Annotated in this window: 17 protein-coding genes; 3 read left to right on the top strand and 14 right to left on the bottom strand. The window is 38.8% G+C overall.

The annotated features are described in order from the left end of the window. Positions 1-367: 367 nt before the first annotated feature. From AC5YD2_RS06670 to AC5YD2_RS06635, 8 genes are all read right to left on the bottom strand, one after another. Positions 368-1060 (bottom strand): hypothetical protein, encoded by a 693-nt coding sequence (locus AC5YD2_RS06670; protein ID WP_496125577.1) that lies wholly within the window; start codon positions 1058-1060, stop codon positions 368-370. Positions 1061-1140: 80 nt separating this feature from the next. Further along, positions 1141-3780: a bifunctional aconitate hydratase 2/2-methylisocitrate dehydratase gene (locus tag AC5YD2_RS06665; protein WP_496125576.1), complete on the bottom strand. Its 2640-nt coding sequence runs from the start codon at positions 3778-3780 to the stop codon at positions 1141-1143. A gap of 297 nt (positions 3781-4077) precedes the next feature. Further along, complete coding sequence (locus AC5YD2_RS06660; RefSeq protein WP_496125575.1) at positions 4078-4347, bottom strand: hypothetical protein; 270 nt, start codon at positions 4345-4347, stop codon at positions 4078-4080. A gap of 163 nt (positions 4348-4510) precedes the next feature. After that, a complete protein-coding gene (locus AC5YD2_RS06655) occupies positions 4511-5416 on the bottom strand; it encodes a tetratricopeptide repeat protein (RefSeq protein ID WP_496125574.1) in 906 nt (301 codons plus the stop codon). A 113-nt stretch (positions 5417-5529) separates the two neighbouring features. Next, a complete protein-coding gene (locus AC5YD2_RS06650; RefSeq protein ID WP_496125573.1) occupies positions 5530-5907 on the bottom strand; it encodes a hypothetical protein in 378 nt (125 codons plus the stop codon). An 85-nt stretch (positions 5908-5992) separates the two neighbouring features. Next, positions 5993-6427, bottom strand: coding sequence for a putative hemolysin (locus tag AC5YD2_RS06645; RefSeq protein WP_496125572.1), 435 nt, complete (start codon positions 6425-6427; stop codon positions 5993-5995). Between the two features lie 132 nt (positions 6428-6559). After that, complete coding sequence (locus AC5YD2_RS06640; RefSeq protein WP_496125571.1) at positions 6560-11080, bottom strand: translocation/assembly module TamB domain-containing protein; 4521 nt, start codon at positions 11078-11080, stop codon at positions 6560-6562. A gap of 137 nt (positions 11081-11217) precedes the next feature. Then, complete coding sequence (locus tag AC5YD2_RS06635; protein WP_496125570.1) at positions 11218-13980, bottom strand: autotransporter assembly complex protein TamA; 2763 nt, start codon at positions 13978-13980, stop codon at positions 11218-11220. 174 nt (positions 13981-14154) lie between these two features. Between AC5YD2_RS06635 and AC5YD2_RS06630 the strand changes: the two genes are divergently transcribed. Continuing rightward, a complete protein-coding gene (locus AC5YD2_RS06630; protein ID WP_496125640.1) occupies positions 14155-15477 on the top strand; it encodes an MFS transporter in 1323 nt (440 codons plus the stop codon). Positions 15478-15480: 3 nt separating this feature from the next. Beyond that, positions 15481-16116, top strand: a complete 636-nt coding sequence (gene coq7, locus AC5YD2_RS06625; RefSeq protein WP_496125569.1) for a 2-polyprenyl-3-methyl-6-methoxy-1,4-benzoquinone monooxygenase — start codon at positions 15481-15483, stop codon at positions 16114-16116. A gap of 141 nt (positions 16117-16257) precedes the next feature. Here the strand turns inward: coq7 and AC5YD2_RS06620 are convergent, their stop codons facing one another. From AC5YD2_RS06620 to AC5YD2_RS06600, 5 genes are all read right to left on the bottom strand, one after another. Continuing rightward, positions 16258-17166 (bottom strand): LysR family transcriptional regulator, encoded by a 909-nt coding sequence (locus AC5YD2_RS06620; RefSeq protein ID WP_496125639.1) that lies wholly within the window; start codon positions 17164-17166, stop codon positions 16258-16260. A gap of 239 nt (positions 17167-17405) precedes the next feature. After that, positions 17406-17840: a 2-amino-4-hydroxy-6-hydroxymethyldihydropteridine diphosphokinase gene (locus AC5YD2_RS06615; protein ID WP_496125568.1), complete on the bottom strand. Its 435-nt coding sequence runs from the start codon at positions 17838-17840 to the stop codon at positions 17406-17408. After that, on the bottom strand, positions 17797-18177 hold the full coding sequence (folB, locus tag AC5YD2_RS06610) for a dihydroneopterin aldolase (RefSeq protein WP_496125567.1): 381 nt from the start codon (positions 18175-18177) through the stop codon (positions 17797-17799). The genes AC5YD2_RS06615 and folB overlap by 44 nt, the downstream gene beginning before the upstream one ends. A 144-nt stretch (positions 18178-18321) precedes the next feature. Further along, positions 18322-19620 (bottom strand): ABC1 kinase family protein, encoded by a 1299-nt coding sequence (locus AC5YD2_RS06605; RefSeq protein WP_496125566.1) that lies wholly within the window; start codon positions 19618-19620, stop codon positions 18322-18324. 39 nt (positions 19621-19659) lie between these two features. Continuing rightward, positions 19660-20433: a HesA/MoeB/ThiF family protein gene (locus AC5YD2_RS06600; protein ID WP_496125565.1), complete on the bottom strand. Its 774-nt coding sequence runs from the start codon at positions 20431-20433 to the stop codon at positions 19660-19662. Between the two features lie 145 nt (positions 20434-20578). Here AC5YD2_RS06600 and AC5YD2_RS06595 point away from each other — a divergent pair, with 145 nt between their 5' ends. Beyond that, complete coding sequence (locus AC5YD2_RS06595) at positions 20579-20902, top strand: hypothetical protein (RefSeq protein ID WP_496125564.1); 324 nt, start codon at positions 20579-20581, stop codon at positions 20900-20902. Here AC5YD2_RS06595 and AC5YD2_RS06590 read toward each other — a convergent pair. Further along, positions 20859-21188: transposase family protein (locus AC5YD2_RS06590; RefSeq protein ID WP_496125492.1), on the bottom strand; the 330-nt coding region annotated here is incomplete at its 5' end. The genes AC5YD2_RS06595 and AC5YD2_RS06590 overlap by 44 nt on opposite strands.

The raw sequence follows: 21188 nt of genomic DNA, 5'->3' as shown, positions 1-21188 counted from the left end.
CTGATTTCGACACCTGAACATGCTGAGAGAATAAGTACTACGCATAGCAATCCAAACATTAGTTTCATAAAAATCACCTCTATTATTGAAATGATTTTATAAAATTTGAATCTAATGAGATGTTAGAAAATCACTTTCAAACTTAAATTTTTGTAAGTCTAAAACTAAATAAAATAACTCTACTTTCAACACAGACAAAATTATCGCCTTGGTCTTTCACCTGTGTTCCATTAAGCAAACCGCCAATACACAGGAATCGGGATTACTTTGCCCTTCTTACATCAACATGCTAAATCATCTTTTAATGTAGGGATTAAACCGACTTATTTATTGGAGTGTTAAAGTTGTCAGCTATTAAATAAGAATGTCATATTAAAAGGTTTGCCACCTGATATGGATAACTTAAAAATCTTTCTTGAATTCTAATTGCATTAACAATTGTAGGATGCGAATGATCATAGTTTTTTAAGGGCAGAGAATATTCTTCTTTTTCATACATTTGTACAATAGAAAAGCCTATTTGTTGCATTACTTTAGCAATAGCAAGTAATAACAATTCATCCAAACTAGAATCAAATAAAATTATTTTTCTCAAATTACTAATAAATGGATCAGCTGAAGTATGCACATGCGCACCACCTCCACGATTAGCAACCTTTTTAATTAGTTTATCTACAGTTATTTCTTCTGGATATAAGGTGATAATCTGATTCACCCACTCTTCCAAAGAAATTAAATTGTTTCCTAATAAAGGAAAACAATCCTCTATACCATTAGAATATCTTCTTATCTCAAACGGCATTGATAGTTTATTATTCCAGTCATTTACAGATTCCTTGCTACAAAATTTCCGTACTGCTCTTAACTCTTGAAGTTCAAAATTAGACATTAAGCGTAACAATAAAGGTTTAGAATTATTACTTTTATCGCATAACAATATTCTCAATTGTACAGATAAGGGTCGATACATATGCTTTTCACCGCTATAAATACAACGTAAACACGTATCAATAGTTTTAAAACACTCTATGGATTCTTCAAAGTCCCACTTTTGTTTCATATTTATACAAACTCAAACTACATTCAAAAAATAAGGGCTGATTAATCAGCCCTTATTGTAAACTACTTTTTAATCAACAATTAAGTTAATTGAGCAGCAGCAATTTTCTTCGTATCAACGTCTTTAGCAGCGTCTGTATAGTCGCTCATTTTGTCGAAGCTTAAGTATTGGTAGATGTCAGCAGACATGCTATCAATTTGAGCCGCATATTGTTGGTATTCTTCTGGAGTTGGTAATTTACCAAGTACAGCAGCAACAGAAGCAAGTTCAGCAGAAGCTAAGTAAACGTTCGCGCCTTGACCTAAACGGTTCGGGAAGTTACGAGTAGAAGTCGATACACAAGTCGTGTTCGGAGCTACACGTGCTTGGTTACCCATACATAATGAACAACCTGGCATTTCAGTACGCGCGCCAGCTTTACCATAGATGTTATAGAAACCTTCTTCCATCAACTGATGTTCATCCATACGCGTTGGAGGAGCAATCCACAAACGAGTATTCAAAACGCCACCAGGAACTTTTTCAAGTAACTTACCAGTTGCACGGAAATGACCGATGTTCGTCATACATGAACCAACGAATACTTCGTCAATTTTCACACCTTGAACGTCAGATAACAATTTCGCATCATCTGGATCGTTTGGACAGCAAAGCACTGGCTCAGTGATTGTAGCAAGGTCAATTTCATACACTTTCGTGTATTCAGCATCTGGATCCGCTTTAAGAAGTGATGGGTTAGCCAACCATTTTTCCATGTTCTCAACACGACGAGCCATCGTACGCGCATCGCCATAACCTTCAGAAATCATCCACTTAAGCATAGTGATGTTTGAACGAAGGTATTCAGCAACTTTCTCTTCAGAAAGCGTGATCGAACAACCAGCAGCTGAACGTTCAGCAGAAGCATCAGAAAGTTCGAACGCTTGCTCAACAGTTAAGTCAGTTTCCATTTCTGTTAAGTCGATTTCAAGGATACGACCAGAGAAGATGTTTTTCTTACCTTTCTTCTCTACAGTTAAGTCACCTTGCTGAATCGCAACGTAAGGAATGGCATGTACGAGGTCACGTAGTGTGATACCAGGTTGCATTTTACCTTTGAACTTAACAAGTACAGACTCAGGCATATCCAGTGGCATAACACCTGTTGCTGCAGCAAACGCTACAAGACCAGAACCCGCTGGGAACGAAATACCAATTGGGAAACGAGTATGCGAGTCACCACCAGTACCAACAGTATCTGGAAGAAGCATACGGTTTAACCAAGAGTGAATAATACCGTCACCTGGGCGTAAAGACACACCACCACGGTTCATGATGAAATCAGGAAGCGTATGTTGCATTTGAACGTCAACTGGTTTTGGATACGCAGCGGTATGACAGAAAGATTGCATAACGAGGTCAGCAGAGAAACCTAGGCAAGCCAAGTCTTTCAATTCGTCACGAGTCATTGGACCTGTTGTATCTTGAGAACCAACAGTTGTCATCTTAGGTTCGCAGTAAGTACCTGGAAGTACACCTTGACCTTCAGGAAGACCACAAGCGCGACCCACCATTTTTTGAGCTTGAGTGAAGCCTTTACCAGTAGCAGCAGGCTGAACTGGAACACGGAATAAAGTCGATGGAGCAAGACCTAATTCTTCACGCGCTTTAGTAGTTAAACCACGACCAACGATTAAGTTGATACGACCACCCGCACGAACTTCATCAAGAAGTACAGGCGTTTTAAGTTCAGCTTCAGCAATAACAGCGCCATCTTTAGATGCAGTTACTTTTGCAGCAGCGTGATCGATGTTCAGAACGATTTCATCGCCCATGTTCATGTTTGCAACATCAATTTCGATTGGCAATGCACCAGCATCTTCCATTGTGTTGAAGAAAATCGGAGCGATTTTAGAACCTAAGCAGTAACCACCGTCTTTTTTGTTCGGGATGTGAGCGATGTCATCACCAAAGAACCAAAGAACAGAGTTCGTTGCAGATTTACGAGATGAACCTGTACCAACAACGTCACCCACGTAAGCAACTTGGTTACCCTTCGCGATTAAATCTTTAATTTGGTTTAATGGACCAACTTCACCCGGAACTTCTGGGTTGATACCATCACGAACGTTTTTCAACATTGCATTTGCATGCAATGGAATATCTGGACGGCTCCAAGCGTCTTGTGCAGGTGACAAGTCGTCTGTGTTTGTTTCGCCAGTGACTTTGAAAACAGTCAATTTGATTTCAGATGGAACGTCTGGACGTGATGTGAACCATTCAGCATCAGCCCAAGATTGCATAACAGCTTTTGCATTTGCATTGCCCGCACGTGCTTTATCAGCAACGTCATGGAACGCATCAAATACAAGAAGAGTTTTCTTCAATGCTTCAGCCGCTAATTCAGCAAGTTCAGCGTTATCAAGAAGTGCAACTAAAGGCGCTACGTTGTAACCACCAAGCATAGTACCTAGTAAATAAACCGCACGTTCTTTAGTTACTAATGGTGAAGTCGCTTCGCCATTTGCCAAAGCAGCCAAGAAAGCAGCTTTAACGTAAGCAGCTTGGTCAACACCCGCTGGAACACGGTTTTCTAGTAAATCAACTAGAAACGCTTCTTCGCCAGCTGGTGGATTTTTTAATAATTCAACTAATGCAGCTGTTTGAGCATCATCAAGTGGCTTCGGTGGGACTCCGAGTGCGGCACGTTCTGCAACGTGTTGGCGGTAAGCTTCTAGCACGGTGTAATTCCTCTTTTTAAAAAATTATCTTTGAATTCCTGCTTATTTAAAGCATCAAAGATAATATGGACTATCAAATTTTACTAAAATTCGGGCCAAAAGTTAATGCAAGTCCCGTATTTATTCGTGATGACCATTATTTCATAGATAAATATCAGAATTCTTAATGATTAGATTTAAAAATGAATTCTTCGGTCTATTTGCACAACAAATCATTCGAAACTGAACTTAAGGCTCTAAAGCCGAAAAAAAAGCAACTGTATGTTGCTCTTTTTATCTGAATTTGAACATTACACCTTAGTGTACAGTGGTTTTAAGCAAATATTCTTTTAATGTGTCACGAGTTCCTTCAAATCGGATTAAAATCTCATCATCGTGTAACATACTGTGATCTGCATAGGCAAAACTGATTTGTACTCGATAAATTTTGGCGTGTTGATTGATCACTTCTTTAATGATAACGCGATCTCCCAAACTCAGCACATAATGACTCCCATTAATCACAGCAACGCCTTGCTCATCTTCAAGCAATAAATCGGCATTGTTCATATACGCGACCACTTCCATCGTTTCGCTCCTGATTTTTTACTCTTTATCATTTATGTATATATGCTTTTCTGTTTTTATGCTAATTATTTTTTCTGAAATGATTACTCAAATAATAGACTCAAAATAATAAAGCCAATATGTAAATACACATTGGCTTTCTAAATATATTAATTCTATCGATTTAAATAATCGGACACTCAATCGCTGTATATGTTTCTCCGTTCACCACACTCTGAACCTCTCTGCATCCTTGCTGATCAGATGCTTGATTTTGCAAAGCTTCAATCGCTTGTGGCACACCAGCTTGCGCGGCTTCTTGCATCAATTCATAAGCTTTTTGCTGATCAACTTTCGTGCCTGTACCTTGGTAGTATGCCAATGCCAAATTAAATTTAGCACTCGCTTGACCAAGCTCGGCAGATTTTTTAAGTAATTCAAAAGCCTTCTGATCACTTTGTTTTACACCATGCCCACGACCATATAAAGTCGCTAGATTACCGTAGGCCAAAGCATTATTTTGTTGAGTACCTTGTTCAAGATAAGCAACCGCCTTCTTATAATCCTGCTTTACACCTGTACCCTTATAATATAACCAGCCTAAGTTATTGAGTGCCAAACCATTATTTTGCTTGGCCGCAGCTTCCGTCCACTTCAGACCCAACACTTGATTTTTAGGTAAAAGATCACCTGTCAAATAATGACTCCCCAGAGCAATCTGGGCTTGCACATTACCTATTTCTGCAAGCTCAGTTAACAATTTTTCTGCTTTTATCGAATCTTTTTGTATATTACCAACACCATGTAAATACATCATACTAGCAGTATATTTAGATTTTAAATCCCCCAATGCCATGCCTTTCTGCGCATATTCCATTGCCATTTTACTATCTTGCGTAACTTGCTTACCTTCTCCATACATCATGATTAAGGCTTGAATTGCTTGTAAATCCCCTTGATCTGCCTTTTGATTCAGTACTTTAATATCTTTAGTCGTTAATTTTTCTTCCGCAAAGCTTGAATGGCTTAAGGTACAAATAAAAGCAAATCCAAGCGCATAACAACATCGTTTTATATTTTTAAATTTCATATTAACCTTAATATCTACATTTGATTTTTTATTAACAATACAAATATATATTTATAATTAAATTTGAACAACCTTTGTTTGTTCAGTCTTTAAATACATAAAAAAACCGTTCCTTAGAACGGTTTATAGTCAGGCAATGCCTTGGCATCAAATGGCGTTTCTAAACACTGCCTTTCGGCTTCGTCTCTAAACTGAACTTGTAGACCATTACTATCCACTTCTAACTGATCCGCTGGATATGCGTAAGCTTTAGCCACTTGCTCTAAAACAAACTTTTTAGTGGTGGGATCTGTCACTTTATTGGCATATTCCAAAGCTTCTTTATGCAAAATACCATTTTGACGATCAAGAATAATCGAACGTGCAGCATTACCAATACTTTTACAGTAACCTTGCCACTGCTCTTCTGGCGTAAGTGGTTTCTTTTCAGCACAAGCACTGATCATCATTGCTGTCCCCAATACACCACTTAACACTAAAAATTTGTTCATAAAAATCTCCTCATTTGCATATCATAATCAAACTGAGTACAAATAAGAAATATCATCATCACAGTCGTGATCCACCTTGCAAAAATTAACCACAGTTTGCTGAACGAATCACTTTGCTGGTTGGATCAATAACTATCGTAATACGATCAGATCGATAATCTTGAGTCACAGCTTGATTTGGCAACACTGTTCTAACAGTTGATGATTGAGTTAATTGTTTGATTTGTTCATCGGTCAAATCAGCTTGCCCAATCAGTTTTTTGGCTTCTTCAGCAATACATTCTAATTGTTCAGAACGCATCAACGTCCACTCTTCAATCACTTGACCATCAGGTAAATGACAATACCCCACTTGACCTGCACTTTCAGTACGCAGTTCTATTCTTCCGCCTTTATTGACACAGTGGGTACTGGCTGGGTTTGCAAGTCCAATTTTTGGTGTCTCGGCAGTTATTTGAGAGCTTGTCGCACAAGCGCTCATTAAAATACTTAAACCTGCTATCGCGATCATTCTTTTCATAGCGATATCCTTCCTAGAAATATTGAGTTCTAATCCATCTATACAAAAAAGTAAGCTTTTAATCAGCATTAACTAATCTGTATTGAAAATATAGATCAAGTAAGAGTTTGATCCATATTTCCATTAGAAATATTAGAATCGCCAGTTATAGAACAAATCAATTGCTCGTTCTAATGATTGACTCGCCTCTAGATACATACGTTGATTCATTTGATAACGCAAAGTCAGTTTATTGATTGGCGTAAATACACCCACACCGTAACGGATATATAAGTCAGGTGTTAGATAACCCGTCAAACTCACTTGTGTATCATCACCTGTCCCTTGTGCATCTAAGGCTAAACCACTTAAACCGAAAGTTTGTCCGATCTGATTGGTAAAGGCACGCGTCCCCCCCAGACCTAAACTGATCCCAGCCGCAGCAATGGTATTACTCACATCCGATTTAAACCCTTCCGCATTACTTAAACTCCCTGAACCATCATTGATACGTCCAGTAATTAAGGCATTCATGGCTTCTTGATCGGACAAGCCTGCATCATTATAAACTTGAATATTTGGGCTGGAGGCTGTACCTGTCACGCGTAAGCCCACAATACTGCCTGAAATGGTTTTGTTGGCATCGACATCCAAAGTCGGATTGGACAATGCACCACTAAATCGAGCAATCGCACGATTGAGATCTAGACTTTGCCCATAGGCTTCAATGATGACTTTCTTAGACACACCAATTGCACCTGAAGCACGCATCGCTGTCTCTAAGCCTTGTTGAGACAGATAAATTCGACCTAGCAAAGGAATACGGCTATTGAAGCCTTGGAAAATGACCTGTTGTCCCAGATTCACTTCCAAGTCAGCACGAATATCCCAAGGCTTGGCAGCTTTCAAAATCGCAAGTTGATTATCGCCTTCACGTACAACTCGAACATCGGCGGATAATGGCACGACCGAAGCACTCGATTCCGGCATTGAAATCAGTGCACGAGGCACATCAACCTTTCCTTTCACCGTAATCGCTTTCGACAGTGGACGTGCATCTAAACTGATATCTGTATCTACAATTGCAGTGATCAACGGTGCTTGACGAATCAGTAAATCATTGCCTTTAAGATTCAACTTAATCTGTAAGTCATCCTTCCAGTCGATCCCACCGACCAACTTACCAACGCCACGTCCGCTGTTAAACGCACCATTGATGGTGGCTTCATTCTGACGAATAGAAGAATGGAGTTGTAAGTTCGTTAAATTGACGGGCAATGAGATCATACTGATCTGGCCGTTTTTAACGCGTAACTCTCCATTGAACAAAGGCTTGGTTAATGTCCCACCAATTTTTCCTGCTAAAGACAAAGTGCCATCTAATTTACGGACATCCGCAATGAAAGGCTTCAATACACGTAATTGCACCTGATTGAATGCAACTTCACCGCGCATCGGTTTAGCATCTACATAAGGATTAATAATGACATTCGCATAGCCTGTACCAATGGTTGGCGCTTTCAGATCCGTACGTAACATCAAACCTTCCTTGATACTTTTAACAATGACGCTGGCTTCATCGTAATTCATCGTGGTGGAGCTGTCTTCACCGTCTACAGCACTTAGACCAATCACGCCATTCCGTGTCACTAAACGTGCATCAATTTTTGGTTCTGTTCCTTGCGCCCATGCTGCTTTTGCATAACCATTGAGCTTCCCTGTAATCGCCAAACCTTCTGGCATAAAGGCTGCAAAATCTTTGAGATCTAAGTTATTTGATACAAAAGAGACATTCCCTTTGGTTTTACTGGCACGAATCGGTTGATCAAAACACAGCTTGGTTTGTTGACTCGACCAACAATGTTGCCCCACATAGACCTCAGTTTTTGCCGTCGAATAAATAATGGGTGCATTTTGTTCTTGTTTAAGGTGAACACGAACAGAGTCAAATTCACCTCGTTGAATTTGTCCTAACCAATCATTTTGTGGATTAAAACCACCCGCTAACTGAACGTAGAATTTTGAATAATAGTTCCATGCTTGAAGTTTTAAAATATGTGCTTTACGTGTGCCTGCAATCGCGATTTCACCATGTTGAATTTCACGATTACCACTGCGTAAATTTTCCATTTTTGCAGACATCGCGCTTGCTACAGTTTCAGAGGTAGGTAATTCACCTTTGATGGTAATCTTCTTAACACTGACTAGATGATTAAACCCAAAATTATCGATCGCAAGATTGGCTGTTGCAGAAAGCCGTGGCTGTGATTGGAAATTGACAAAGCCTTGTGCGCGACCACGTAAGCCTGGATAGACTTCATACAACGCAGGTGCATTAACTTTGATACGTAAGTTCTGTGCATTGCCTGAGGCTTGAATCTGGTTTTGCGCGTAGGAAACAAATAAATTATTGGCTTCAAACTGTTGCGGTATAAAACCTTTCTGATTTGAATTAATGATCAAAGCCAAATTACCTTTGGCACGCAAAGCTTTGTTATTAATCATTCCTGCAAGGTTCAGCCGTTCTACATTAACGCGCTTCAGTTGATCAGACCAAACCCCTTGCGATTTCACATTTCCTGAAATTTCACCACGCACACTCGATACAAAATAGTGCGGTTTAAAACGAATCAGAGATGCATTGACATCCCATCCAATACCATTATTTAAATTGACTAAGCCATTCGCTGTGATCTGACCAGCAACACCATTGTGTTTAAATTCTGTGATATTAATACGGCTTGGTGTCCCTGCAACCCGAATTTTGAGCGAGCCATCGCCTTGTGGCAATTGACTGGCATGTAAAAATCCGTCGTAATTCACAGCAAAGCCTTTAAAGCCACCGCCTGATTTTTCATCATTAAATAATAATGCAGCAGTACTTTTGCCCGTCAATTTAACGGTTTCAGGCTGAGTTTGATTCGCCAATTGACCTGTTAAATTAATTGCATCGAGTTGAATAATTTGCTGATTCGGTTTGGCATAGCCATTTGCCTTAATTTGTCCATTCAACAAATTGATCGGCGCTGCCGCTGAAACGGATTGCGGATTGAAATCTTTGGCATTGACCAACGCACTCCATTTCAACTGACGCTTCTCATCAGGGAGTTCAACCACAGCTTGTCCGGTCAAACTCCCTTTGGACGCCATATAGCTAAACGAAGGGACATTGAGATGATTAGCTTTAAGATTTAACTGAGCTTGATATTGACCTGCTGGCAAAGCTCCTTTCTCATGTGTACGGACTACGGTCGCCACATGAATGTCTTGTTTGCCTTCAACCAATGCCAATTTAACCTGACCAGATTCACTACTCAGCCAGCCCACATAAGGCATCGCTCGATCAATATTATTCCAAGCCACATCCATGAGCATTGGGTTGGGTTGTTTATTTTTTTGTTCAGCTTGTTTAAGGTCTACATTCCAAGTTTCATATTGATCAAAATCAACATTTGCTTTGACAGCCATGCCATCTTTTAAAGCGCCGGTAGATGCAATATTGGCATCTAGACTTGGCGGAAGAAAATCTTTCACCACTTGCGGAATAATGTCATCTTTTGGATTGATCTTATCTAATCGACCTTTTACATCCCAATGTACATGGTCTTTCCAGCTCACTATGCCTGCAACATTCACTGCACCTTTCATCAATTGACCATTTAAATTACTGATATTCAATTGATTGACTAAGTCAGTATTGGCCAATGCAGTATATTGACCTTGAGGAATGTTTTTACCACTAATATCGGTGTTGATATCCAAATCTAGACGCTTAATATCACCGTTAAATTTAGCAATACCTTGTTTAGAAAGCAGTTCTTGATCAAGCATCAACGGCCAATGATAATCTTTAAAATTCAGCGCCCCTTGCATCGGTACATTTGGTCGCATTGGATGAACCACTGCCCAACCTGTCAGTAGATCTGGTGTCAATGTTGCAACACCTGCCTGAATCGTATCTAGTGAACCACGTGCGTTCAGATGTATATCTTCAACATTTAGTGCTTTAAGTGAAGGTAGACGTACAATTGCTGTCGCATTTAAAGGATATTTGCCTTCAAATTTCATAGTTCCAGCCGCATCTCTCACAGAGAGATACCCCATATCCATACGCGTATCTTTAAATTGAAGCTCTGTGCCTGACCACAAACCATCTTTTAGATAAATATCACTGAAATCAACTTTGCTGGTCGCGGTTTTAATTTGTAATTGATCAAGGTTTGCTTCATCAATCCGTAAAACAAAAGGCAGTTTAATTTCACTAAACTTGAAAGGTTCATTACTCGGAGGAGATTTGTTAATCACCACCACATTATTGACATTGGCATGGCTCAAATGCACTTCTTTGTCTAATATTGCACGCCAACCCAATGAAACATCTGCACGGTCGATTTTTACATCCACTGTTTTAAGTGTGACCAAAACATTTTTAAGAATAATACCGCGAAGTAAACTGCCACCTTCATATTCATATTTAATCATTTTCTGCGCTGATAAAGCACGATCAAGCAGGAATTTACTGCCTTTATCGGTTGAGAACATCACAGCTAAAGCAGCAACTAAAAAAACCAACAAGGTCACAAGCGTTAAAAAAACACTGCGGAGTACACGGGGCTTTTTGGGTAAAGGTGCTTGTGGTGTAGGTTGTTGTTGCTGTTCTATTTCTTCAGCCATAAATATCCCATTAATTTAAAAATCATGCATCATTCAAATAACTTATGTTGTTTCAACCTTTTAAAGTAGGAAACGACATATTTAAAGCTACTTGATAAAAATCATTTCATCAAAAACTCAATTTTAAAAATCATGTATTAAAGCTGAGACCCAATAAAGAAATGCAGTCGAATGGGGTGTCCTGGATCAGAAATCCCTGACGCCACATCTAAACGAATCGGACCAATCGGTGATGCCCAACGAATACCTAAACCTAAGCTATATTCAGAATCATTACTAAACTTTTCGTCATAGGCATTACCGTAGTCTCCAAAGACTGCAGCTCGCCAACCGTCTTTAAATTGATAATTATATTCTAATGACGCGACACCAGAAGCCTGACCACCCACTTTGAAATCGTATTGCATTGGCGAGAGACTCTTATAGTCAAAACCACGGATACTTTGATCACCACCCGCAAAGAATCTTAAGTTATATGGGACACGTTCAAAATCATTGGTAAAGATATAACCTAAACTTAAACCACCAATCAATTGATGATCATTATTGCTGCCTAGCGAATATAAACCTTTCCAGCTCGCATTCACGATTGCCATATCCGCATCTGACAAAGCATTTTTTGAACCCAACTGAATTTTATAGTTCTGTCTAAAACCTTTAGATGGGTTGACGCGAGTATCACTGATCGTTTTGGTTGCTTCATAGCCGAGCAATAGTGATTGCTGTTCATCACTTGCACCCGGGGCTAAGAAGGCATCTGGAATATCATCAAAATTAAAGTCTTCATCAAAATCATTATTTAAATCCCCTTGAATCGTCATACGATCTAGACGATAACGAAGACCAAATACATGCTGCCAATCACGGCGAGCCCCTCGAATAATTCGATCTACACCTGCCACAGCCGACTCAGTTACGGCTTCCAAACCATTACCAATTTTGTCATCCAACTCCCGTTCATACCCCCCCACGATACTAATATAATCATTAAGAGGATGCTTATAGGGAATGTTATAACGGCCATCGATGGATTGACGTATTCTGGATAATTCTAAGTTCGCATCAAATGAATGCCCAAGATCATTGACGATGGCACGGCGGTACTGACTCCGTAAACGTACGCCTGTATCTGTACCATAACCAATACCTGCTTCCAAACTATTTAGCTTGTCAGCATTTAGAGTCACAATCACGGGGATATGTTTTGTTTCACGCGCTTGTTGCTGTAAAGCTAAGGTTTCTTCCTCTTTGGCTTTAGCACGAGATTCTGCATCCGACACACTACGATTTAACTGTTTTTCCTGCACACCCGCAAATTGATTCTCATCTGCGACATTTTGTTTTTTGGATGTTGCAGATTCTGCTGATACGGGTTTTTGTTGAGTGACAGGGGTTAAAGCTGAAGCCTCAATTTTTTGTTGATCCACCAAAGCCTGTAAATCTGGGCCTAACTCCAAAGGTTTCACAATCGGTTCAGGCTTAACAGCATCAACCAAGGTATAGTTAAAATAACGTGTATTGGTTAAATTATTCGCCAGGGCATTCACGCGCCAAGCGGTGTAATCTGCACCCTCTTTCCATGGGGCAAGTGTACGCAGTATCTCTTCACGAATCGGTAAAGGTTTACTAGGGTCACTCATTCTGAATACAACATCATCCAATTTATAACGTGACCCTGTTTCATACATTAAATTAATATCGGCAAGATTTTGTGGTCGAGCCAACATTACATCATGCATACGCCAGTAAGCATCGAAGAAACCATTATTCATAGCTGCATCAGTGATTCGTAACTTAGTGGCTTCATATTTACCATGATTAAAAATATCCCCAGACTCTAACTCAGGTAGAACTTTAATCACTTGTAACTGTGCCAATCTTGAACCATCGCCTGAAAACTGAATATTCTGTTCGCGCACTTTGACAGGCTCATTTGGCGTAACGACTACCCGCACTCGACCCGTGCTCACTTTTTCAAATTTAAACTCAGCATCATAATAACCAACCGCTTGAGAGGCTTGTAGGGTTAAATTTCTGAGTTGTGGTACGGCAGAATTAAAATCTTCAAAAGACTCAACGGTAAAGGCAGATAATTTGGCTTTAATATTGTCTGCCAATTCTTTTGGCGCGCCATCGACTTCTGCCGTAATTCGAGGAACTTTTTCTGCCTGATTTAAACGAGGCGGTCTAATTTTATAGATAATGCGTTTAAAAAAGTTTGGCTTTTCGATTTCAGGTTTCGCTTCAACGCTTTGTTGTTCAAGTGAAATACCTGATTCATTTTCACCCACTGAGATTTTACTATCTGACTCAATATTATTCATGAGTTGATCTATATCAACAGGTGCTTGGGCAATTTCAGCAAGTTCTGTTTGTGTTGTAACAGGCATTTCCACTTCAGGCGCTTTCGTTACCCCAGTTCTAAAGTTCTGCGCTTCAACTTTCGCTTCTTCAGCAACCCGTAATATTTCATCTGCCATCGACTGATCGACGGTTTCGTTCGGCAAATCTTCTAAATTTTCAAATTCGATTGGATTAAACACCGTCGGATCAATTTGATTTTGTTCCTGCTGCTGCAACATCGTCAAACTATCAACTTGATTCATCTGATCTATCGTTTCTAGTTTTTCATCCAGTTGCTTAATTTTATCAGGTTCAACACCTTGGATCTGAGCTGCATTTTCCAGACTTTCGATATTTTGCTTTTCAATGTCAGGATGCGTTGGTAATTGAATATATTCTTTCGGCTGAGTCGCAGGATCAGCAGCCATTGCCAACGATGAAGAAAAGACACTTAAAAAAACACTAGTACATAATATTTTATTGATATCATGCGTCTGAGATATATGATGCATACAACGTGCAAGCATAGATTTTTTAAACTGAGTTTTTTCTGGCATACCACGCTCTGAACACATTATATTTTATAGTGAAAATTCTGAGATAAAATGGTCTTAGATTGATCCAAATTATCATAATTTTCAGAACTTTTTAGAATAAAAGTATGATACATGATTTTCAGATACTGTTACCAAATCATCACATTTCTTAATAATTTTTTAATAAGATGACCCATCATGGAAAAGAAAGAGCACCTATTAGGATCACGACGTTTTTTACCAATGTTTTTGACCCAGTTTTTCGGAGCACTCAATGACAATGTTTATAAGCAATCATTGTTACTGGTCATTACCTATGGATTTATTCAACAGCAAACAGTAAGCGTCAGTACGCTAAACAACCTTGCTGCACTATTGTTTATCTTGCCCTACTTTATCTTCTCTGCAACGGCAGGACAAATCGCGGATAAGTATGAACGTTCCTTTCTGATTCGAAATATTAAATTACTTGAAATCGTGATCATGTTAATTGGTAGTGCTGGCTTCATGCTGGGTAACTTATGGTTACTCCTCGTCGCGCTCTTCCTGATGGGGACACATAGTACTTTCTTCGGTCCGATTAAATACGCAATTTTGCCTGAAATTTTAAAACCGAATGAGTTAATGTCTGGTAATGCTTTATTCCAGTCTGGCACATCCATTGCCATTTTGGTCGGTATGATTCTAGGTGGTGTGGTGATTTCAAGCTCAGCTGGTAATCTGCTCTGGATCAGCCTTACTGTCGTGACTATTGCCGTGATTGGTTATATCTGTAGTCGTTTTATTCTCAAACAAGAAACCAATAAAAATGAAATCAATGTGGATTGGAACTTCTTTCGTACCAGCTTTCAAACCATTCGTTATGCCAAATCCTTACCGCTCGTCTTTACCATTTTACTGGGTAACTCTTGGTATTGGTTCTATGGTGCAACCTACTTAACTCAGATTCCGCAACTCACTCAACAGAACCTACATGGTAATGAAAATGTCGTAAGTTTATTGCTGACGTTCTTCTCAGTCGGGATTGGGGTTGGTTCTCTGCTGTGCCGTAAGATTGGTGGTTCTGAAGTTAATATCAAAATGGTGCCGATTGGTGCTGTAGGCTTAACCTTATTTGCTTTCTACTTAGCAGTCAGCTTGAATTTCGTTCCTGAACGAACCGGGGATTTTATTGGTATTACAGATATGTTTAGTTCAGGTATGAGCTATTATCATGTCATGATTGCAGTCACACTTTTGGGAATCAGTGGAGGTTTTTACATTGTTCCTTTATATGCCATGATGCAAGCCTATTCCCCTCGTTCACACCGTGCGCGAGTGGTCGCTGCGAATAACATTTTGAATGCCGTATTCATGGTATCCTCTGCAATATTCTCAATTTTAATTTTAAGCATCCTTAAAATTGATATCAAAATATTGTTTAGTATCACAGCTATCCTAAGCGCTTTATTCACCACTTGGCTGTTATTGCGTTTAAAACCTATGCTTAAAACTGAAAAAATCGCGTTGGAGGATTAATTCATGCGTCAATACACTGGACTCGACAAATTTATTCATTCATTTGATCAAGCCCTACGCAGTCTTGTGCCCGGCACGACGTCCGCCCAGCGTGAAAATCCAGGTAATGAAGCTGAGGCTAAACTCGGTGTCAGTGAGGCACGACATGTCGCAGGTTTAATGCGTGTCAATCATAGTGGTGAAGTCTGTGCTCAAGCGCTCTATCATGGACAAGCACTCACGGCTAAACTTCCCAATGTGCGTCGTGAAATGGAATTTGCAGCAATCGAAGAACAAGATCATTTGGCATGGTGTGAACAACGTTTAAAAGAATTAGACAGTCATACAAGCCTATTTAATCCTGTTTGGTATGGCTTATCTTTTGGTATGGGTGCAATCGCAGGAATTGCAGGTGATAAATATAGCCTTGGTTTTGTTGCAGAAACAGAGCGTCAAGTGAGTTTGCATTTACAACATCATATCAGTCAGTTGCCTGAGCAAGATGAACGCTCACGTCGAATTTTAGTACAGATGAATGAAGATGAATTGCATCATCGTGATACAGCCTTAAATGCCGGTGGTGTTGATTTACCTATCCCAATTAAAATCACTATGACTGCGATTTCTAAACTGATGACCAAAACCAGTTATTTCATTTAAATCACAGAATCGATATATTCATTTAGTTGTTACTCGATTTAAATGTTATGCGTTTGAATACTATTCGTTAAGTACTTTAAATTTGTATAACGCTTGATAAAAAAGATCTGAATCATTCAGGTCTTTTTTGGTTTCTGTAAATCAAAGATGAATATCTTTATCTTTTAAGTTCTCATAGAACACTTGACGAATCCATTGATGGCTTTTCTTATGATGATTGGCAATATACCAGAATTGTTTAATGGAATAGGTTGGAAATCCTTGAGGAAGTTCATAGATTTCCAAATTGCCACGAGCAAGCAAAACTTCACTCAGATAATAGGGAACTGTCGCAATCGCATCCGACTGCTGAACCACTAAGCCAACGCCAAGATAACTCGGTAAAGTCATCACTTTATTACGCTTATAACCGAGTTTGCTGATATGCGTTTCAAATGAAAAATGCCCGACGCCGACCTCGACATCGATATGTTTTTCATTTAAATAATCTTCGAGCGTGATTTTAGAATCTTTTAATCGTGGATGGTCTTTCGCAGCAATCACCACAAAATGCTGTTCAAATAACTTTTGTTGATAGAAATGATCATCTAGGTTTTCGTAATAACCTACGATCAGATCCAACGTTCCGCTTTTTAACAGTTCCAAACTGTTTGGTTTAATCGAATGAACATTCAGTTGAACTTTTGGTGCATGATCTTTTAGATATGCCGAAATTTGGGGCAATAACACCAAATGCGCCACATCTGTCATGGCAATGTTATAAATTTTTTCCGATTCAAAATGATTGAATTCTTCTTTATGCAAACAAATCGCTTCATAATTGTTAAGTAGATTAGAGATCAATGGAAACAACTGAATCGACAATTCTGTCGGTCGCATCTCATTTTCAACGCGAATAAATAACGGATCTGAATAGTACTTTCTGAGCTTATTTAACAAATTACTGACAGCAGGCTGACTCATGTCAATTTGTCTGGCTGCAAGTGACACGTTTTTAAACTTATAGACATAAAAGAAAACTTTTAAAATCTTAATATCTATTTCAATCACACAGATTTCCCAAAATTTATATCCAACCTCAACGCAAAAAGACATTGTGAAACACAATGCCTTGAGTAACTTTAAATAAGTATAACGAATTTTAAAAGTATCATCCGATACAATCAAAATATCAAAGAACTATTAAGCTCCATCATAAACCCAATTAACAAAAGAGTTAAATAGGTGAAATCATGAATTCACAGCTCAAAACTGCTTATTGGATTCAAACATTCACATACATTTTAAACTCAGACCCATTGCTCAACAACAGGATAACTCAAAGAAACTTTGAACTGATCATGAGCCCAAATATCATAAAGTGGAATTTTGACATCAACTGCAAGTGGTAGTTTTTTCGCATTAAACTGCATTGAGCTTAAACCCTCTCCCCATGCAATCAAATCGACATCTAAAGTAATTTGATGTGACGGTCTGATTCTACCCGATTCGAATTCCATATTGTTTAGGAATTTGAGTAGCTGTTCGACTGTCAAATTACTTTTTACGATACACGCAGCATTCCAATAGTCTGCACCCACACCATCACGACATGGAATTTGATAAATGGGTGAAAACTGTGTCTCACCTAAACCACTGATTTGCTGAAAAGCACGTTCAAAATGTTGCTCAGGATTTTGATTACTCGCCAGTGCTAGGGCGAACATCATTGCGGTGTCGTTCAAGACGAATTCCTACTGAATTTGCTTGCGCGATAATGGCAGGCTTCCGGATGGTAATCATAATAGATTCTATCGCTGGAAAGGTAGCAAAAAGCGCATTTAACACCAGTTTTGCTGCGTGTTCGATCAACTCAGGCTTGGCTTCTTGAATCACTTTTGCTGATATTTCACAAATTTCAGCATAGTTCATGGTATCTGCTAATAAATCTGAGCTTGCAGCCTGTTCCAAATCTGTATTGATCGTGAGATCCAACATTAAGGGTTGAATGATTTGGCGTTCCCAATTGAAACAGCCAACAACTGTTTCAACCTTCAAACCCTCAATAATGATGGCATCCATATTTTTACTCTTACAAAAAACTCAAACCTAATAAAATAGAATTCATTTTAAAAATTAAACATCAGCTTTCGAAATTGAATACAACTCGAAAGCTTTTTATTCAATCTAACAATCTATAAAATCAGGCTAAATTTAAAACGATGATTAACTTTTCAGTAACGTATTTGGATCTAAAGTCTGAACCATTTGCAAACGTTGATCTGCATAAATATCTGTATAAGGTGCTAAGACTCGCATGAATCGATCGAAATACAACATTTGCTTAAACAGTAATGCAAAATCACGCGGAAAACGAATGCCATGACGCTCACCGACTGCAACAACATCCATCATGATGTCATTCAAATCAGCAGGATTGGTTGATAGAATTTGCTGTGGATCAGCCATGATCACGCCACTAAATAAACGTTCTATATCCTTCGCCAGGACTTGAATATCCACCTGTTGATCAGTCATGCCCATTTTCAGCATATTTTCAGCCATCAATGGATAATTCGTGGTTTGTAAAGCATCCATAAATGCCATGCATGCCGTCCAAACCTCAGGATTTAATTGACCCACAATACCAAAATCAATAAAACCAACTCGACCATCTTCAAGCAACATCAGATTGCCCGCATGTAGATCTGCATGGAAGCTCTCACACATCATCAAGCTACCGAACCATGTGTTCATGGCTGTAATCAGTACTTGGGAGGGATCTTTAGAAAGCTTTTTAACGACTTCAAAGTCTGTCAGTGGCACACCATAAAAACGTTGCATGGTCAGTACACGACGGGTTGAATACTGATGATAAACCTTAGGTGCAGTCGCTTTATTGTTTTGAGTCACATTCAAATAATTGACGAAATCATCAATATTTTTGGCTTCTTCAATAAAATCGACTTCACGTACCATACGATTTTTAATTTCTTCAACAATATCAGCCAGTGAAGCAAACTTCACTTTAGGTACAGCTTTTTCAAGAATTTTGGTTGACCAATGCAGAACATTCAAATCGGTATAAAGAATAGTCTCTACACCTGGTTTTTGAACTTTAATAACAACATCTTCGCCACTCACCAATTTGGCTGCATGGACTTGTGCAATTGAAGCTGAAGCTAACGGCGTTTCATCAATCGATGCAAAAATCTCACCGAGATCACGACCCGCAAACTCTGAAGCTAAAACACTTTCGATATAGCTAAAAGGCAACTTTGGCGTTTGATCTAAACACCCCTGAAACTCTTCAACGTATTCACGTGGAAAAAGTGACGGTGTACTGGCAATAAACTGCCCGAGTTTAATATAAGTTGAACCTAAAGACTCAAAGGTTTCACGCATGAGTTTTGCGTTACTTGGTTTTTCTGTCGCGTATTTTATACCCGCTTTTGCCGCGATTACTGCAGTTTCCCCAACTCGGGCAACTGAGCGCAGTCCATCTAGCCAAATATTGTTTTTCATAATGTCTGAATAGAAATAAATTCGTTCGAGTGTAGCAAATTAATCTGCATTTGCGGATTGTCTTGCCTGACAGATTGGACAATCTCTATCTGTTTCGTAAGCAAGTAGACGTTGTTTCATGCTTAAACCATCCCACAGCAATAGTTTTTGCTTTAATGGTGTGAGATTTAAACCTAAATAAATCAGTGCATGATGTGCTTGTAAACTCGCCATCACATTGGGTGTTGTGGCGAGTACACCTGAATCAGCACAACGTAAACTTTCATTGGCATGTTGCTCTTTAGGAAATAAGCACTCATAACATGCTGAATCCCCTTCAACCATAAACAACTGGCCTTGGAAACCAATGGCTGAAGCACTAATCAAAGGTACATTTTCAAATTTACAAACTTGATTGACCAAGTAGCGCGTTTCAAAGTTATCACATCCATCTAAAACTAAATCTTGCTCTGCGATCAGTTGTTCAGCATTTTGAGCATCGAGTTTTATTGTTATGCTGTGTAAGCGAATATGTGGATTAATATGCTGTAATCTTTTAGCCAATATTTCAGCTTTATAAAATCCAATATCATTTTCTGCATAGGCTATTTGACGTTGTAAATTACTCATCTCGATGGTATCAGCATCAATCAGGGTAATTTGCCCCACACCTGCACGTGCAAGCAGTTCTGCGGTCGTACAACCAATACCGCCACACCCGACAATCAAAACATTGGCAAGTTTTAGCTTCTCTTGAGCTTCAATATTCCAACCATCAAGTAAAATTTGGCGGGAATAAAGGTGTAATTCGGATTCGGTGAGATCGGATTCCATAATTTGATGTGTAAAACTTTTTAAATCAATATTAAGTTAAAATATAACATTTAAAATTTAATTTAAAATTCTCTTAGCTATGATCTGAAAAAAAATATTTAATTTACTACCTTATCTTTTGAGTTCTATTGGAATTATTTACTTTGTGTTTTTGCCTCGGCCAGAACCCGATAATAACCACATCAATACTCATGAATCTATCCCAACACTTTATTTTAGTGAATACCATCCTTTAGTAGAGAATGGTTTTAAAAAAGCAGAAGCTAAATCAATGGAAATTTCAATTAAAAAATCTGAAATGAGTGTCGGTGATATGAATAAAATAAAATCAAAACTCATTCACAACAAATGGAGATTAATCAAGGATTCAGAATATTATTTTGAATTTTGTTATGGGAACAACAATAGACCTCTTGCGAAAGTCGTTATTGCAAGTTTATCCGGTTTACCAGTGCAGCGATTAAGCTAATGCGTAAACCGAATCGCTTGCGTCTATTTCGGTAGCGTTCACTCAATATTCTAAATGTTTTTAATTGACGATTGATGTGTTCAATCACAATTCGTATTTCTCCAATGATTTTATTGTACTTTTTCTCAATATCAGATAAGGCAGAATTCTTCTTTTTCTTAATAGGAGTCAATAGCTTAAATCCACGCTCCTCTAGTCCATGATACCCTAAATCAGTAACCACATATTCACAATGCTTGAATTTTGCAATCGTTTTTCTTGCCAATTTAATGTCATGTTGACTACC

It is taken from the genome of Acinetobacter sp. CY73 (assembly GCF_059515865.1).
Note: the sequence above shows the minus strand (reverse complement) of the source record. Positions and strands in the feature narration are given on the sequence as shown.

Excerpts from the sequence above, each read along its gene's own strand:
- AC5YD2_RS06670 (WP_496125577.1), bottom strand. The coding sequence starts at position 1,060 with ATGAAACAAAAGTGGGACTTTGAAGAATCCATAGAGTGTTTTAAAACT.
- AC5YD2_RS06655 (WP_496125574.1), bottom strand. The coding sequence starts at position 5,416 with ATGAAATTTAAAAATATAAAACGATGTTGTTATGCGCTTGGATTTGCT.
- AC5YD2_RS06605 (WP_496125566.1), bottom strand. The coding sequence starts at position 19,620 with ATGAAAAACAATATTTGGCTAGATGGACTGCGCTCAGTTGCCCGAGTT.
- AC5YD2_RS06600 (WP_496125565.1), bottom strand. The coding sequence starts at position 20,433 with ATGGAATCCGATCTCACCGAATCCGAATTACACCTTTATTCCCGCCAA.
- AC5YD2_RS06635 (WP_496125570.1), bottom strand. The coding sequence starts at position 13,980 with ATGCCAGAAAAAACTCAGTTTAAAAAATCTATGCTTGCACGTTGTATG.
- coq7 (WP_496125569.1), top strand. The coding sequence starts at position 15,481 with ATGCGTCAATACACTGGACTCGACAAATTTATTCATTCATTTGATCAA.
- AC5YD2_RS06660 (WP_496125575.1), bottom strand. The coding sequence starts at position 4,347 with ATGGAAGTGGTCGCGTATATGAACAATGCCGATTTATTGCTTGAAGAT.
- AC5YD2_RS06645 (WP_496125572.1), bottom strand. The coding sequence starts at position 6,427 with ATGAAAAGAATGATCGCGATAGCAGGTTTAAGTATTTTAATGAGCGCT.
- AC5YD2_RS06650 (WP_496125573.1), bottom strand. The coding sequence starts at position 5,907 with ATGAACAAATTTTTAGTGTTAAGTGGTGTATTGGGGACAGCAATGATG.
- AC5YD2_RS06640 (WP_496125571.1), bottom strand. The coding sequence starts at position 11,080 with ATGGCTGAAGAAATAGAACAGCAACAACAACCTACACCACAAGCACCT.
- folB (WP_496125567.1), bottom strand. The coding sequence starts at position 18,177 with ATGGATGCCATCATTATTGAGGGTTTGAAGGTTGAAACAGTTGTTGGC.